General features: G+C 76.2%; 13 protein-coding genes and 1 riboswitch. Of the genes, 12 read left to right on the forward strand and 1 reads right to left on the reverse strand.

Annotation, left to right across the window (positions count from 1 at the left end; translation table 11 throughout):
- Positions 1-62 precede the first annotated feature (62 nt).
- From rpoZ to JOE63_RS11940, 9 genes are all read left to right on the forward strand, one after another.
- Positions 63-341, forward strand: a complete 279-nt coding sequence (gene rpoZ / locus JOE63_RS11900; RefSeq protein ID WP_047234226.1) for a DNA-directed RNA polymerase subunit omega — start codon at positions 63-65, stop codon at positions 339-341.
- Positions 342-436: 95 nt separating this feature from the next.
- Positions 437-1,723: a bifunctional phosphopantothenoylcysteine decarboxylase/phosphopantothenate--cysteine ligase CoaBC gene (gene coaBC, locus JOE63_RS11905; protein WP_204541551.1), complete on the forward strand. Its 1,287-nt coding sequence runs from the start codon at positions 437-439 to the stop codon at positions 1,721-1,723.
- Between the two features lie 63 nt (positions 1,724-1,786).
- The gene (metK, locus tag JOE63_RS11910; RefSeq protein ID WP_204541554.1) at positions 1,787-2,983 is read left to right on the forward strand and encodes a methionine adenosyltransferase; all 1,197 of its coding nucleotides are present in this window, start codon (positions 1,787-1,789) and stop codon (positions 2,981-2,983) included.
- A gap of 133 nt (positions 2,984-3,116) precedes the next feature.
- On the forward strand, positions 3,117-5,498 hold the full coding sequence (locus JOE63_RS11915) for a primosomal protein N' (RefSeq protein WP_307840058.1): 2,382 nt from the start codon (positions 3,117-3,119) through the stop codon (positions 5,496-5,498).
- Positions 5,495-6,139, forward strand: a complete 645-nt coding sequence (locus JOE63_RS11920; protein ID WP_204541557.1) for an HAD family hydrolase — start codon at positions 5,495-5,497, stop codon at positions 6,137-6,139. Before JOE63_RS11915 ends, JOE63_RS11920 begins: the two co-directional genes overlap by 4 nt.
- 89 nt (positions 6,140-6,228) lie before the next feature.
- Positions 6,229-7,182: a methionyl-tRNA formyltransferase gene (gene fmt / locus JOE63_RS11925; RefSeq protein ID WP_204541560.1), complete on the forward strand. Its 954-nt coding sequence runs from the start codon at positions 6,229-6,231 to the stop codon at positions 7,180-7,182.
- Positions 7,179-8,882, forward strand: a complete 1,704-nt coding sequence (locus JOE63_RS11930; protein WP_204541562.1) for an RsmB/NOP family class I SAM-dependent RNA methyltransferase — start codon at positions 7,179-7,181, stop codon at positions 8,880-8,882. The genes fmt and JOE63_RS11930 overlap by 4 nt, the downstream gene beginning before the upstream one ends.
- Before the next feature lie 123 nt (positions 8,883-9,005).
- Entirely contained in the window at positions 9,006-9,233 is a 228-nt protein-coding gene (locus JOE63_RS11935) for a helix-turn-helix domain-containing protein (protein WP_087472029.1), read from the forward strand.
- Entirely contained in the window at positions 9,230-10,516 is a 1,287-nt protein-coding gene (locus JOE63_RS11940) for a type II toxin-antitoxin system HipA family toxin (protein WP_204541566.1), read from the forward strand. The genes JOE63_RS11935 and JOE63_RS11940 overlap by 4 nt, the downstream gene beginning before the upstream one ends.
- A gap of 148 nt (positions 10,517-10,664) precedes the next feature.
- On the opposite strand, the gene JOE63_RS11945 is transcribed toward JOE63_RS11940, so the two are convergent.
- On the reverse strand, positions 10,665-11,246 hold the full coding sequence (locus tag JOE63_RS11945; protein WP_307840060.1) for a GNAT family N-acetyltransferase: 582 nt from the start codon (positions 11,244-11,246) through the stop codon (positions 10,665-10,667).
- Between the two features lie 54 nt (positions 11,247-11,300).
- Between JOE63_RS11945 and rpe the strand changes: the two genes are divergently transcribed.
- The 3 genes from rpe to JOE63_RS11960 all read left to right on the forward strand — a co-directional run bounded on the left by rpe (position 11,301) and on the right by JOE63_RS11960 (position 14,234).
- On the forward strand, positions 11,301-11,969 hold the full coding sequence (gene rpe, locus JOE63_RS11950) for a ribulose-phosphate 3-epimerase (protein WP_087472032.1): 669 nt from the start codon (positions 11,301-11,303) through the stop codon (positions 11,967-11,969).
- A gap of 221 nt (positions 11,970-12,190) precedes the next feature.
- A riboswitch (FMN riboswitch) is annotated at positions 12,191-12,314 on the forward strand.
- 160 nt (positions 12,315-12,474) lie between these two features.
- A complete protein-coding gene (ribD, locus tag JOE63_RS11955; protein WP_239576695.1) occupies positions 12,475-13,599 on the forward strand; it encodes a bifunctional diaminohydroxyphosphoribosylaminopyrimidine deaminase/5-amino-6-(5-phosphoribosylamino)uracil reductase RibD in 1,125 nt (374 codons plus the stop codon).
- Complete coding sequence (locus JOE63_RS11960) at positions 13,599-14,234, forward strand: riboflavin synthase (RefSeq protein WP_087472033.1); 636 nt, start codon at positions 13,599-13,601, stop codon at positions 14,232-14,234. The genes ribD and JOE63_RS11960 overlap by 1 nt, the downstream gene beginning before the upstream one ends.
- Positions 14,235-14,246: the final 12 nt, after the last annotated feature.

Raw genomic sequence — 14,246 nt, forward strand, 5'->3', positions numbered from 1 at the left:
CGCCGCCGCCATCGACCAGCTGCAGCCGTCGGCTGCAGACCCTTGAACCCACGGAGCGAACTGTGTCCGGAACCGTCGCCGCCCCCGAGGGCATCACCGACCCGCCCATCGACGACCTGCTGGAGCACGTCGACTCGAAGTACGCGCTCGTCATCTACTCGGCCAAGCGCGCGCGCCAGATCAACGCGTACTACTCGCAGCTCAGCGAGGGCCTGCTGGAGAACGTCGGGCCCCTGCTCGAGACGCGCAACCAGGAGAAGCCGCTGTCGATCGCGATGCGCGAGATCAACGCGGGCCTGCTGACGATCGAGGCCGAGCCCGACGAGGCAGACGAGGCCTGAGCCCGTACGCCGCGCACCTCCCCCTGGAGGGCGCGGCGTTCGTGCGTCCACGGCCGGTGGGCGCGGTGCCGGGCTGGACCGGCGGGAGGAGCGACATGCGGATCGTGCTCGGGGTGAGCGGCGGGGTCGCGGCGTACAAGGCCGTGCTGCTGCTGCGGCTGCTGCGCGAGCAGGGCCATCGGGTGCGGGTCGTGCCCACGGCGTCGGCCCTGCGGTTCGTGGGCGCCCCCACCTGGGAGGCGCTGTCGGGCGAGCCCGCCACGGACCAGGTGTTCGAGGACGTGGAGCACGTGCCGCACGTCGCGCTCGGCCAGGGCGCCGACCTCGTCGTCGTGGCGCCCGCGACCGCGGACCTGCTCGCGCGGGCGGCGTCGGGTCGGGCGGACGACCTGCTCACCTCGACGCTGCTGACCGCGCGCTGCCCGGTCGTAATGGCGCCCGCGATGCACACCGAGATGTGGGAGCACCCGGCCACGCGAGCGAACGTGGCCACGCTGCGCGCGCGCGGCGTGCACGTGATCGAGCCGGCGTCGGGCCGCCTGACGGGCGCCGACACGGGCCCGGGCCGCCTGCCCGAGCCGGACGAGATCGCGCGCGTCGCGCTGGCCGTCGTCGAGGGTCCCGGCGACGGCGCCCGTGTCGAGGAGGCCGGGCCGGGGCGCGACCTCGCGGGCCGGCGCGTCGTGGTGTCCGCGGGGGGGACGCGCGAGCCGATCGACCCGGTCCGCTTCATCGGCAACCGCTCGAGCGGGCGCCAGGGGGCCGAGCTCGCGCGGGCCGCGCGGGCGCGGGGCGCTCACGTGACGCTCGTCGCCGCGAACCTCGCCCCGGACGTCGCCGCGCTGGTGCAGGGCGCCGGCCTGGACGACGTGGTCACGGTCGAGACGACGGCCCAGCTGCGCGAGGCCGTGCGCGCCGCCGCGGCGGCGGCCGACGTCGTGGTGATGGCGGCGGCGGTCGCGGACTTCCGTCCGGCGCACGCGCCCGGGGCGAAGATCAAGAAGGTGCCGGGCCGCGGTCCGGAGCCGATCGCGCTCGTCGAGAACCCGGACGTGCTCGCCGAGCTCGCCCACGACCGGCTGCGCGCCGACCAGGTCGTGGTGGGCTTCGCGGCCGAGACGGGGGACGCCGACGGGTCGGTGCTCGACCACGGCCGGGCGAAGGCGCGCCGCAAGGGTGCGGACCTGCTCGTCGTGAACGCGGTGGGCGAAGGGCTCGGGTTCGGCGTCGACGCGAACGACGTGACCGTCGTCGACGGGTCCGGCGAGGTGGTCGCGACGGCGGGCGGCACCAAGCGCGCGGTGGCGGACGCCGTGTGGGACGTCGTCGCGCGCCGCATGGCCGCGGGGTCGGCGGGCGGCGCGGTCGCGCGGGCCGAGTGACCCGCGTCTCGTCTCGCCTGGCGGATGCTCGCGCCCACGCCTCGGGACAGTAGGCTGTGCGGCATGGCTGCGCTGCGTCTGTTCACGTCCGAGTCCGTCACCGAGGGACACCCGGACAAGGTCTGCGACCAGATCTCCGACTCCATCCTCGACGCGCTCCTGACGCAGGACCCGACGTCCCGCGTGGCGGTCGAGACCATGGTCACCACGGGCCTCGTGCACGTCGCGGGCGAGGTGACGACCGACGCGTACGTCGAGATCCCGCAGATCGTGCGCGACGTCGTGCGCCGCATCGGGTACACGTCGTCCGCGATCGGGTTCGACGCGGACTCGTGCGGCATCTCGGTGTCGATCGGGCAGCAGTCGCCCGACATCGCGCAAGGCGTCGACAAGAGCCTCGAGGAGCGCGACGACCAGCGCGACCACGACCCGCTCGACGCGCAGGGCGCGGGCGACCAGGGCCTGATGTTCGGGTACGCGAGCGACGACACCCCGAGCCTCATGCCGCTGCCGGTCTGGCTCGCGCACCGCCTCGCGGAGCGCCTCGCGCTGGTGCGCCGCGACGGGACGGTGCCGGGGCTGCGCCCGGACGGCAAGACGCAGGTCACCATCGGGTACGACGGCGACCGTGCGGTCACGCTCGACACCGTCGTCCTGTCGACGCAGCACGACCCGGACGTGCGCCAGGACGCGCTGCACCACCTCATCGCGGACGACGTGGTCGCACCGGTGCTCGCAGCCGCAGGCGTGGATCTCGACACGCGCGAGACGCGCCTGTTCGTGAACCCGACGGGCACCTTCGTCGTCGGTGGCCCGCAGGGCGACGCCGGCCTGACGGGGCGCAAGATCATCGTGGACACCTACGGCGGCATGGCCCGCCACGGGGGCGGCGCGTTCTCGGGCAAGGACCCGTCGAAGGTGGACCGCTCGGCCGCGTACGCGACGCGCTGGGTCGCGAAGAACGTCGTCGCGGCGGGCCTCGCGCGCCGCTGCGAGGTGCAGGTCGCGTACGCGATCGGCAAGGCGCACCCCGTGGGTCTGTACGTCGAGACGTTCGGCACGGAGAAGGTGCCGGTCGAGCGCATCACGGCGGCGATCCGCGAGGTGTTCGACCTGCGCCCGGCGGCGATCATCCGCGACCTGGACCTGCTGCGACCCATCTACGCCGCGACGGCCGCGTACGGGCACTTCGGCCGCGAGCTCGAGCAGTTCACGTGGGAGCGCACGGACCGCGTCGCAGACCTGCAGTCCCAGGTGTGACACGCCCGGCCGGGCCCCGCGCGGTCGTGACCGCCGGGACGCCCGTCGACCGTCCCGCCGTGTCCGTGGCCGCCCGGGTGGCGGCCCGGGCGACCGCCGAGGGCGTGACGGCGGCGCGTGGTTCGATGACGTCGTGAGCGAGCCCGAGGACACGTCGCAGGCGGTGCAGGACACCCTGCCGGGCGTCGCGGCGCCCGCAGCACGGCGCCCCGCCGCCCCGGCGTCCCTGCAGGTCGCCGCCCACCTGCCCGTCGCGCGCCTGGCGCTCGACCTGGCGCCCCCGCACCTGGACCGCGCGTTCGACTACCTCGTGCCCGCCGCGATGTCCGACGACGCGCAGCCCGGCGTCCGGGTCAAGGTGCGGTTCGCCGGTCGTGACGTCGACGGGTACGTCCTGGACCGGGCCGAGCGGTCCGACCACGACGGCCGCCTGCTGCCGCTGCGCCGCGTCGTCTCGCCCGAGCCCGTGCTCTCGCCCGCCGTGGCGCGGCTCGCGCGGTCCGTCGCCGACCACTACGCGGGCACCTTCTCGGACGTGCTCCGCCTCGCCGTCCCGCCACGGCACGCGCGCGCCGAGCAGGCGCTCGCGGCCTCCGTCGCCGCGGCGCCCGTCGGCGACGGCGCGGGAGGCGTGGCGACGGACGACGGTGTGCCCGCTGCCCCGCCCGGTACGGACGGTGCGGGGGGCTCCCCAGGGGCGCCCGGCGGTTCGGTGTGGGCGCCGTACCGCGCCGGTGCGGCGTTCCTCGCGCACGTCGCAGGCGGGGGCGCCCCGCGGGCCGTGTGGACCGCGCTGCCCGGGCTCGCGCCCCCCGCCTCTCCTGCGCCGGGGTCGGAGTCCGCGTCAGGTGCGGACGAGCGAGGACGGGGCGGGGGCCGGGGGCGCCGCGGGGCGGACCCCCTGCCCGTGACGCACTGGGCGGCCGCGGTCGCGGAGGCGGTGCGCGCGGCCCGGTCGGGCGGCCGGGGGGCGCTCGTCGTCGTGCCCGACGCGCGCGACGTGGACCAGGTCTGCGCCGCCCTGGACGCCGCGGGCCTGCCCGCCTGGGACGCGGCCACCGGGGGCGAGGTCGTGCGCCTGACCGCGGACGAGGGGCCTGCCCCCCGCTACCGCGGGTTCCTCGCGGTGCTGCACGGGCGGGCGCGCGTCGTCGTGGGGACCCGGGCGGCGGCCTTCGCCCCGGTGGCGGACCTCGGCCTCGTGGTGTGCTGGAACGACGGCGAGGACACGCTCGCCGAGCCGCGCGCCCCCTACCCGCACGCGCGCGAGGTCCTCGCGCTGCGCAGCGACCAGGAGGGGGCGGCGTTCCTCCTCGGGTCGCACGGCCGCACGGTCGCGGCGCACGCGCTCGTGGCGCGGGGCTGGGCGCACGACCTGGCCGCGCCGCGCGACGTCGTGCGGTCGCGGGCACCCCGGGTCCGGGCCCTGACCTCGGTGGAGCTCGCGGCCGAGGGTCCGGGGGCCGCGGCCCGCATCCCGACCGCAGCCTGGCGGGCTGCGCGATCCGCGCTGGAGCAGGGACCGGTGCTGGTGCAGGTGCCCCGCTCCGGGTACGTGCCCGTCGTCGCGTGCGGGCGCTGCCGCACACCCGCGCGCTGCACCGTGTGCCACGGCCCGCTCGCGCTGTCCGGTCCGCAGGCGACGCCGCAGTGCGCGTGGTGCGGGGCGCTCGCGGGCGGCTGGTCGTGCGCGGAGTGCCACTGGACGGGCCTGCGGTCGGTGCGGGTCGGTTCGCAGCGCACGGCGGAGGAGCTGGGGCGCGCGTTCGCGGGCGTGCCCGTGCAGGTCTCCGGCGCTGCCGCCGCGGGCGGGGTGCTGGGCGCGGTGTCGTCGCGCCCGGCGCTCGTGGTCGCGACGCCAGGCGCGGAGCCGGTCGCCGAGGGCGGGTACGCGGCCGCGCTGCTGCTCGACGCCGCCGTGAGCACGGCGCACGTCGGGCTGGACGTCGCGCAGGACGCGCTCGCGCGCTGGCTCGCCGCGGCGGCGCTCGTGCGTCCGGCGACGGCGGGCGGGCAGGTGCTGCTCGTCGGCGACGCCGCTCCGGCACCGACGAACGCGCTCGTGCGCTGGGACCCGGCGCTCCTCGCGGACCGCGAGCTCGACGAGCGGGCCGAGCTGTCCCTGCCGCCCGCCGTGCGGGTAGCGGCGGTGACGGGGGACCGTCCGGCGGTCGCGGCGCTGCTGGGGCGGGTCGAGCTGGCGCGGCCCGACGCCGTCCTCGGGCCGGTGGAGGTGCCCGCGCCTCCGCCGCGAGGGCGTGCGCCGGGCGCCGGGTCGGGCGCCGGGTCGGGCACTGGGTCGGGCACTGGATCGGGCACTGGGTCGGGCACGGGGACCGGCGACGGCGCGGGACCGGGGCTGCTGGACGCCCCGCCGGTGCGCGCCGTCGTGCGGGTGCCGGTGCGCGACGGTCGGCGCCTCGCGCGCGAGCTCGCCGCGTCGCTCGCCGTGCGCTCGGCGCGGCGGGAGCCGGGTAGCGTGCGGGTGGAGCTCGACCCGAAGGAGATCCTGTGACGACGCACCCCGCGACCCGCGACACCCCCGAGCGCGCGATCGACGCCGTGCTGTACGACTTCGGCAACGTGCTGGTGGGCTGGGACCCGTACGGCGCCTACGCCGGGCTGGACCGTGCGGTCGTCGACGCGTTCTTCGCCGACGTCGACTTCCCGGTCCTCAACCACGAGCGCGACGCCGGGGCCACCTGGGCCGACGCGCGCGCCGTGGTCGAGGCGTCCCACCCGCACCACGTGGCGCTCCTGGACCGGTACGTCGCGCAGTTCCCCGCGACGCTCACCGGCCCCGTGGAGGGCTCCGAGGAGCTCGTGCACGAGCTGCGCGACCTCGGGCTGCGCCTGTACGGGCTGACGAACTGGTCCGCCGAGCTGTACCCGCACGCCGGGCCTGCCGCCCCGGCCACGACGCTCATGGAGGACGTGCTCGTCTCCGGGCGCGAGGGCCTCGCCAAGCCCGACCCCGCGATCTTCGCGCTCGCGGTCGACCGGTTCGGCCTCGACCCGGCGCGCACCCTCTTCACCGACGACAGCGCCGCGAACATCGACGCCGCGGCCCGGCTCGGCCTGCGCACTCACCTCTTCAACGGCACCCCCGGCCTGCGCGCCGCCCTGCGGCACCTCGGCGTCCACGTCGCGCCGTGACGGGGCCGTAGGCGGCCGTTGCGAGGACGGCGACCGCGACCTGCGACCGTCTGCGGGGCGGGAGCGGGACGGCACCTAGAATCGGGCCCATGCGCCTGCTGTTCGCCGGGACCCCGGATACCGCGGTCCCGTCCCTCGACGCCCTCCTCGACTCCCGCCACGACGTCGTCGCCGTCCTCACGCGCGCCGACGCGCCGTCGGGCCGGGGGCGGCGCCTGACCCCGAGCCCCGTCCGCGTGCGCGCGGAGGAGGCCGGGATCCCCGTGATCACCGACCGTCCCCGCGGCGAGGACTTCCTCGCGCGCCTGGCCGAGCTCGACGTCGACGCGGCGCCCGTCGTCGCGTACGGGGAGATCCTGCGCCCCGAGGTGCTCGCCGTGCCGCGCCACGGGTGGGTGAACCTGCACTTCTCCGTCCTGCCGGCCTGGCGCGGCGCCGCGCCCGTGCAGCGCGCGATCATCGCCGGCGACGAGGTCACCGGGGCCACGACGTTCCTCATCGAGCAGGGCCTGGACTCCGGCCCCACGCTCGGCACCACGACCGAGACCATCCGCGCCCGGGACACCGCCGGGGACCTCCTGGGCCGCCTCGCCGTTTCGGGCGCGGGCCTGCTCATCGCGACGCTCGACGCGCTCGAGGACGGGACGCTGCGCCCGCAGCCCCAGCCCGCCGACGGCGTCTCCCACGCCGCGAAGCTCACGCCCGCCGACGCGGAGGTGCGCTGGGACCACCCGGCGCTCGCGGTCGACCGCCTCGTGCGCGGCTGCACCCCCGCGCCGGGCTCCTGGACCACCGTCCCCGGGCCCGACGGCGCGCCCGCGCGCCTCGGGCTCGCCCCGGTGACGCCGCGCCCCGACGTCACCGACCTCGCCCCCGGGCACGTGCGGGCCGGGAAGAAGGAGGTCCTCGTCGGCACCGCCACGCACGCCGTCCAGCTCGGGGACGTGGCTCCCGTGGGCAAGAAGCAGATGCCCGCCGCCGACTGGGCGCGCGGTGCCCGCCTTCCCGAGAACCTCGTGCTCGGCGCGGAGGTCGTCCGATGAGCGGCGGCACGCCCGTGGACCGCGACCGCGACGACGCGCCCCGCCGGCGGTCGACCGACGGATCGAACGCACGTTCGAACGACTCGGCGAGCGATCGCCGGCGCGGAGGGCGCAGCTCGAACGCGCGTTCGAACGACTCGCGAGCGACCCGCGGCAGCGACTCGAACGCCCGTTCGAACGGTGCGGACGGCGGCCGGGACCGCCGCGACGACGAGCGCCGCGACGCCCGCGGCCGCCAGCGCGGCGCCGCCCGCTCCCGCGGCGAGACGTCCCGCAGCTCGAACGCGCCGTCCCAGCGTCGCAAGGGCACCGACCCGGCCCGCGCCGTCGCGTTCGACGTCCTGCGTCAGGTCGACGGCTCCGACGCCTACGCCAACCTCGTCCTGCCGCCCCTCCTGCGCGAGCGCGGCATCCGCGGTCGCGACGCCGGGTTCGCCACCGAGCTCGCCTACGGCACCCTGCGCCTGCGCGGTCGCTACGACGCCGTCCTCGCGCTGTGCCTCGACCGGCCCCTCGACCGCCTCGACCCGCCCGTGCTCGACGTCCTGCGCCTCGGCGCCCACCAGCTCCTCGGCATGCGCGTGCCCCAGCACGCGGCCGTGTCCGAGACGGTCGGGCTCGCGCGCGAGCGCACCGGTGCCGGGAGCGCCCAGCTCGTCAACGCCGTCCTGCGCCGCGTCGCACGCACCCCCCTCGACGACTGGCTCACCACGATCTCCGACGACGCCCCCGACGGCCTCGCGGCGCTCGCGGCGACCCAGAGCCACCCCGTCTGGATCGCCCGCGCCCTGCGCGACGCCCTCGCCGGCAACGGCCGCCCGGTCGCCGAGCTCGACGCGCTCCTCGCCGCCGACAACGACGCCCCCCGCGTCACGCTCGTCGCCCGCCCCGGCCTCGCCGACCCCGAGGAGCTGGCCGACGGCGACGACCGCGTCACTCCCACGCGCTGGGCCCCCACCGCGCTGCGGCTCGAGGGCGGCGACCCCGCCGCGTTCGGCGCCGTCCGCGACGGCCGCGCCGGGGTCCAGGACGAGGGCAGCCAGCTCGTCGCACTCGCCCTCGCCGCCGTACCGCTGACCGGTCCCGACGCGCGCTGGCTCGACCTGTGCGCCGGCCCCGGCGGCAAGGCCGCGCTCCTCGCGGCGCTCGCGGCCGAGCGAGGCGCCCGTCTCGTCGCCAACGAGGTCCAGCCGCACCGCGCCCGCCTCGTGGAGAAGGCCCTCGCCGCCGTCCCGGCCGACGCCGTGGAGGCCGTCCGCACGGGCGACGGGCGCGCCGTCGGGCAGGACGAGCCGGGCGCCTACGACCGCGTGCTCCTCGACGCTCCCTGCACCGGCCTCGGTGCGCTCCGCCGTCGTCCCGAGTCCCGCTGGCGGCGCACCCCGGCCGACCTCGCGACCCTCACCGGGCTCCAGCGCGAGCTCCTCGACTCGGCCCTGGACGCCGTCCGGCCCGGGGGAGTGGTCGGCTACGTCACGTGCTCGCCCCACCTCGCCGAGACCCAGGTCGTCGTCGCCGACGTGCTGCGTCGCCGCGACGACGTCGAGCTGCTCGACGCTCCCGCGGTCGTCCGCGACGTCGTGCACCCCGAGGCGCGCGCCACGATCGAGCTCGGCGACCGCCAGGACGTCCAGCTCTGGCCGCACGTCCACGGCACCGACGCGATGCACCTCACGCTCGTGCGCCGCAAGGACCGCTGACGACGTCGTTCTTGTCGTCATATCTCGACAACGAGGCGGTGTCGGAGTAACCTGACATTGCGTCGTGTCGGAGAAACCTGACATGCCGCGGAGAGAGGGACACCCGACCGCAGGAGGACACCCATGGCCGACACCTGGACGACCCCCCGCAGCCCCCGCGACCTCGGCGCCTACCTCGGCCGCGTCCGTCGCGCCCGCGGACTCACCCAGGCCCAGGTCGCCGAGGAGCTCGGCATCACCCGCCAGTACCTCTCCGAGCTCGAGAACGGCGTCGAGAACCTCTGGGTCCAACGGCTCTTCGAGCTCCTCGACACCCTCGACGTCGACCTGCGGCTCCAGGAGCGTCCATGACCACCGTCACCGCCTGGCTCTACGGCACCCCCGTCGCCACCCTCGCACCCGCCAGCACGCGCACCACCGACAGCACCCCCCGCGTCATCCTCACCTGGACCGCAGACGCCCTCGACCGCTGGGGACACGACGCCCGCGTCCTGTCCCACCTGCTGCCCATCACCCCACCCGACGAACCCGGACCCCACCCCGCCCGCGTCGCCGCCTGGCTCGACGGCCTCCTCCCCGAAGGCCGCACCCGCGACGCCATGGCCATCGACGCCGGCATCGACCCCGACGACGCCCTCGCCTTCCTCGTCCACTACGGCCACGACACCGCCGGCGCCGTGCTCCTCACCCCCGACGGACACCCCCTCCCCACCCCCGGCACACCCGAACGACTCGACGACGCCGCCGTCGCACGACTCCTGCGCGCCGCCGTCGCCCGCAGCGGGGGAGAAGGGCGCACCGACCACCTCACCAGCTCCCTGCCCGGCATGGAACCCAAGATCACCCTGCTCCACGACGAGCACGGCTGGGCCCGCCCCCACGGCACCGCACCCACCACCCACATCCTCAAGGTCGCCCGCCCCTCCGACTCACCCACCGCCGACCTCGTCAACACCGAAGCCGCCGCCCTCGACCTCGCCCGCCGCATCGACCTCACCACCGTCGACGCCCACGTCACCGAGCTCGACGGCGAGCGCGCCATCGTCGTCACCCGCTACGACCGCATCCCCGACCCCCGCGAACCCAGCGGCACCGCCCGCCTCCATCAGGAAGACGCCGCCCAGGCCCTCGGCATCAACACCCGTGACCCCGAACGCAAGTTCCAGCACGGACGCCGCTTCCCCTCCCTCGCCGCCATCGCCCGCACCCTCCGCGACGACGGCACCCGCCCCGACCCCCTCCTCGCCCTCACCACCTTCAACCTCGCCATCGGCAACACCGACGCCCACGCCAAGAACATCTCCGTCCTCCGCCACGCCGACGGCACCGTCCGCCTCGCCCCCGCCTACGACGTCTCCATGCACCTCCACCACGACCACGCCTCCCGCGTCTTCGCCATGGACGTCGCCGGAGAACGCGACATGGACCGCCTCAGCGCCGAGGACCTCGTCACCGAAGGCACCACCTGGGGCCTGCCCCGACGCCGCGCCCAGCGCGCCGTCGCCCAGACCCTCGACGGGCTCCTCGCGGCGCTCGCGGACATCGACCGCGACGCCCACCCGGGCGTGAGCCGGAATGCCTGGCGCACCGTCGAGCAGCGCACGACCGACCTCCGCCGCGGACTCCTCGCCTGATCCCGGCTCGCCGAGGTTGAGCCCTGGTCGTGGCTCGACCACCTCGGGCGGTGACCCGCCACCGGCGGGGCGAGCGACCGCCACCGGGCATGGACCATGCCTCGACCTCGGCGCGTCGGGCGGGCCGTGACGGGTCTCGTCGCCGGGGTCAGAGGGAGCGCTGGAGGAGGATCGTGTCGACCCACCGGCCGTGCTTGAAGCCGACGGCAGTGAGGCGACCGGCCTCGACGAAGCCGAAGCGCCGATGGAGGGGGAGCGAGCCCGCCGCCTCGGGCACGTCGGCGACGACGGAGACGACCTGCCGCACGCCTGTCGCGGAGCACGCGTCGAGGAGCGCGCCGAGCAGGGCCGTGCCGATCCCGCGGCCGGCGTAGGCCGGGTCGAGGTAGATCGTGTCCTCGGCGGTGTGGCGGTACGCCGGCTTCGGGCGCCACGCGGACGCGTAGGCGTAGCCCGCGACCACCGGGTCGCTCGTGCCGTCCGGCCGGGTCGTGCCGTCGACCTCGGCGACGAGGAACGGCAGGCCGCGCGTGGTGACATCGTCGAGCTTGCGCTGCCACGCCGGGACGTCCCAGACCTCCTCCTCGAACGTCACGCATGTGTCGCGGACGAACGGGGCGGCGATCTCGGCGACGCGCGCGAGGTCGTCCGCGGTGGCGGGGCGTACCGTCACGGTCGGGTGAGCCGCAGCCGGCGGGGTGGTCGGGCCGGAGGAGGGGAGGGTGCTCACCGGACGAGCCTACGGGCGCGGCTGCCGGGCGGGACGCGCCCTAGGCTGGGGCCCATGGCAGCCCTCATCGCACCGAGCATCCTGTCCGCCGACTTCGCGAACCTCGAGCGCGACCTGAACGCCATCTCGACCGCCGACTACGCGCACGTCGACGTGATGGACAACCACTTCGTGCCGAACCTCACGCTCGGGCTGCCGGTCTTCGAGCGTCTGGCGCAGGTGTCACCGGTCCCGATCGACGCGCACCTCATGATCGAGGACCCGGACCGCTGGGCGCCGGCGTACGCGGAGGCCGGGGCCGCGTCCGTGACGTTCCACGCCGAGGCCGCTGCTGCCCCTGTGCGGCTCGCGCGCGAGCTCCGGCGCCTCGGGTCCCGCGCGGGCCTCGCGCTGCGTCCTGCGACGCCTGTGGAGCCCTTCCTGGACCTCCTGGCAGAGGTCGACATGATCCTCGTCATGACGGTCGAGCCGGGCTTCGGCGGGCAGTCGTTCATCGACGGGACGCTCCCGAAGATCCGACGCGCGCGCGAGGCCGTGAGCGAGTCGGGGCTGGACGTGTGGATCCAGGTCGACGGGGGAGTGTCGCGCTCGACCATCGAACGAGCGGCCGACGCGGGGGCGAACGTCTTCGTCGCCGGGTCGGCCGTGTACGGGGCGGAGAGCGTGCCGGGCGAGATCCAGGCGCTGCGCGAGCTGGCGGAGGCGTCGGCGCACGCCCACTGACGAACGGAGGGGGGAGCCCGCACGAGCCGGGGCTCCCCCCCCTCTCGTTCGGATAAAAATAGTGTGCCAAGCGGCTATCACCACCCCACCCCACCGAGCTCCCTCACCACCGAGCACGGAGGGGAGGGGTGTTGCCGGGTTCACGTCCGCTCGGCAGGCGGACGGGCCGACCCCGGGGAATGCGCGAGTAGCATGCTCGGTTGGAAGCAGCAGTACGCACGAACGTGCTCCGGGGTCGGTGCAATTCCGAGCCGGCGGTGACAGTCCGCGACCCGCGCCCACGCGCGGTTGACCTGGTGGAACTCCAGGACCGACGGTGACAGTCCGGATGGGAGGAAGCACGTGCGGCGCGGCCACGCCCAGGGCGTGGTGCTCCGGCGACCCGTCGGTGCACCCGTTCACCACGGCGACGGCCTCGCCGTGGTGAGCGACGCCGTCGGGCCGGTCCAGGCCTGACCCCGCCGCCCGCCCTCACCCCGGAGCACGCGTGCCCGGGAGGAGGACGATGGGCGAGCACCCCAGAACCCTGACGATCGACGCCGCGATGGCGCGCGCGCTCGAGCTCGCGGGACACGGACCCGCGCACGGACCCAACCCCCGGGTCGGCTGCGTCCTGCTGGGGCCCGCGCCGCACGGCCGCGCCCTGCCCGACGGCGCCGCGCCCGACTCGCTGGACCCGCACCCACGGCCGGTCCTCGCCGAGGGCTACCACCAGGGAGCGGGGACGCCGCACGCCGAGGCCGCGGCCCTCGCGGACGCGCGGACGCGCGGCGTCGACGTCACGGGCGCGACCGCCGTCGTCACGCTCGAGCCGTGCGCCCACACCGGCCGCACCGGGCCGTGCGCAGACGCGCTCGTCGCCGCGGGGATCGCGGAGGTCGTGCACGCCGTCGACGACCCGAACCCCGTGGCGACGGGTGGTGCGCACCGCCTGCGCGCGGCCGGGGTGCGCGTCGTGCGCGGCCTGCGCTCCGCCGAGGGCGAGGAGCTTCTCCGGGTGTGGCTGACGTCCGTGCGGCGCGGGACCCCGTACGTGACGCTCAAGACGGCGACGACGCTCGACGGGTACGTCGCGGCCGAGGACGGCACGAGCCGCTGGATCACCGGGCCGGCCGCCCGCGAGCACGCGCACCGCGTGCGGGCCGAGGTCGACGCGATCCTCGTCGGCACGGGCACGCTCCTCACGGACGACCCGGCGCTCACCGCACGGGTGCGCACGCACGGTGCCGCGAGCGCCGAGAGCCTCGCGGCGCACCAGCCCCTGCGGGTCGTCGTCGGGCTGCGCGGGATCCCGCCGACTGCGCGCGTGCGCGGGGAGGGCGGCGAGCTGCTGCACCTGCTGACGCGCGACGTCGGGCAGGTGCTGGAACGGCTCGGGGAGCGCGAGGTGCGGCACGTGCTCGTGGAGGGGGGTCCGACGCTCGCGACGGCGTTCCTCGCGGCCGGCGCCGTGGACGAGCTGCACGCGTACGTGGCCCCGGTGCTGCTGGGGAGCGGTCGGCGGGCCGTGGACGGGCTGGGCGTGGCGACGATCGCCGACGCGCACCGGTTCCGCACGGTCGAGGTGCGGCGTGTCGGCGACGACGCGCTGGTGGTGTCCAGGAAGAGCACGGAAGGGCGGGACGGCTGATGTTCACGGGGATCGTGGAGGAGATCGGGAAGGTCCGGGACATCGGGTTCCCGGGCGGCGAGGGGGAGGACGCGGTGCTCACGGTCGAGGGGCCGCTCGCGGCGTCCGACGCGAGCCTGGGCGACTCGATCGCGGTCAACGGTGTGTGCCTGACGGTGACGAGCCTCGGGGGCGACGGGTCGTTCACGGCGGACGTGATGCCGGAGTCGTTGCGGCGTACGGCCCTGGCTGACCTCGTGGCGGGGTCGCCGGTGAACCTGGAGCGGGCCGTCCGGGCGGACGCGCGCCTGGGCGGTCACGTGGTGCAGGGGCACGTGGACGGTGTCGGCACGCTCGTGAGCCGTGACCCGGGGGAGCGCTGGGACGACCTGGTGTTCTCGGCGCCTGCGGGCTTGACGCGGTACGTGGCGGAGAAGGGCTCGATCGCGGTGAGCGGGGTGTCGCTGACGGTGACGCGGGTGGACGCCGAGACGTTCGGCGTCTCCCTCATCCCGACGACGCTCGAGGCGACGATCCTCGGCGGCCTCGCCCCGGGCGAGCGCGTGAACCTCGAGGTCGACGTGCTCGCGAAGTACGTCGAGCGGCTACTCCTGTCGGGCTCCGGTGCCGGCGCCGCCCCCGGGAGCGCGTCGTGACGGGCGCGGGGT

It is taken from the genome of Cellulosimicrobium cellulans (assembly GCF_016907755.1).
Taxonomy (GTDB): domain Bacteria; phylum Actinomycetota; class Actinomycetes; order Actinomycetales; family Cellulomonadaceae; genus Cellulosimicrobium; species Cellulosimicrobium cellulans_D.

What these genes read in the sequence shown, in the direction of transcription:
- ribD (WP_239576695.1), top strand. Translation starts at nt 12,475, where the DNA reads ATGGGCGAGCACCCCAGAACCCTGACGATCGACGCCGCGATGGCGCGC.
- JOE63_RS11930 (WP_204541562.1), top strand. Translation starts at nt 7,179, where the DNA reads ATGAGCGGCGGCACGCCCGTGGACCGCGACCGCGACGACGCGCCCCGC.
- JOE63_RS11940 (WP_204541566.1), top strand. Translation starts at nt 9,230, where the DNA reads ATGACCACCGTCACCGCCTGGCTCTACGGCACCCCCGTCGCCACCCTC.
- coaBC (WP_204541551.1), top strand. Translation starts at nt 437, where the DNA reads ATGCGGATCGTGCTCGGGGTGAGCGGCGGGGTCGCGGCGTACAAGGCC.
- JOE63_RS11935 (WP_087472029.1), top strand. Translation starts at nt 9,006, where the DNA reads ATGGCCGACACCTGGACGACCCCCCGCAGCCCCCGCGACCTCGGCGCC.
- fmt (WP_204541560.1), top strand. Translation starts at nt 6,229, where the DNA reads ATGCGCCTGCTGTTCGCCGGGACCCCGGATACCGCGGTCCCGTCCCTC.
- metK (WP_204541554.1), top strand. Translation starts at nt 1,787, where the DNA reads ATGGCTGCGCTGCGTCTGTTCACGTCCGAGTCCGTCACCGAGGGACAC.
- JOE63_RS11960 (WP_087472033.1), top strand. Translation starts at nt 13,599, where the DNA reads ATGTTCACGGGGATCGTGGAGGAGATCGGGAAGGTCCGGGACATCGGG.
- rpe (WP_087472032.1), top strand. Translation starts at nt 11,301, where the DNA reads ATGGCAGCCCTCATCGCACCGAGCATCCTGTCCGCCGACTTCGCGAAC.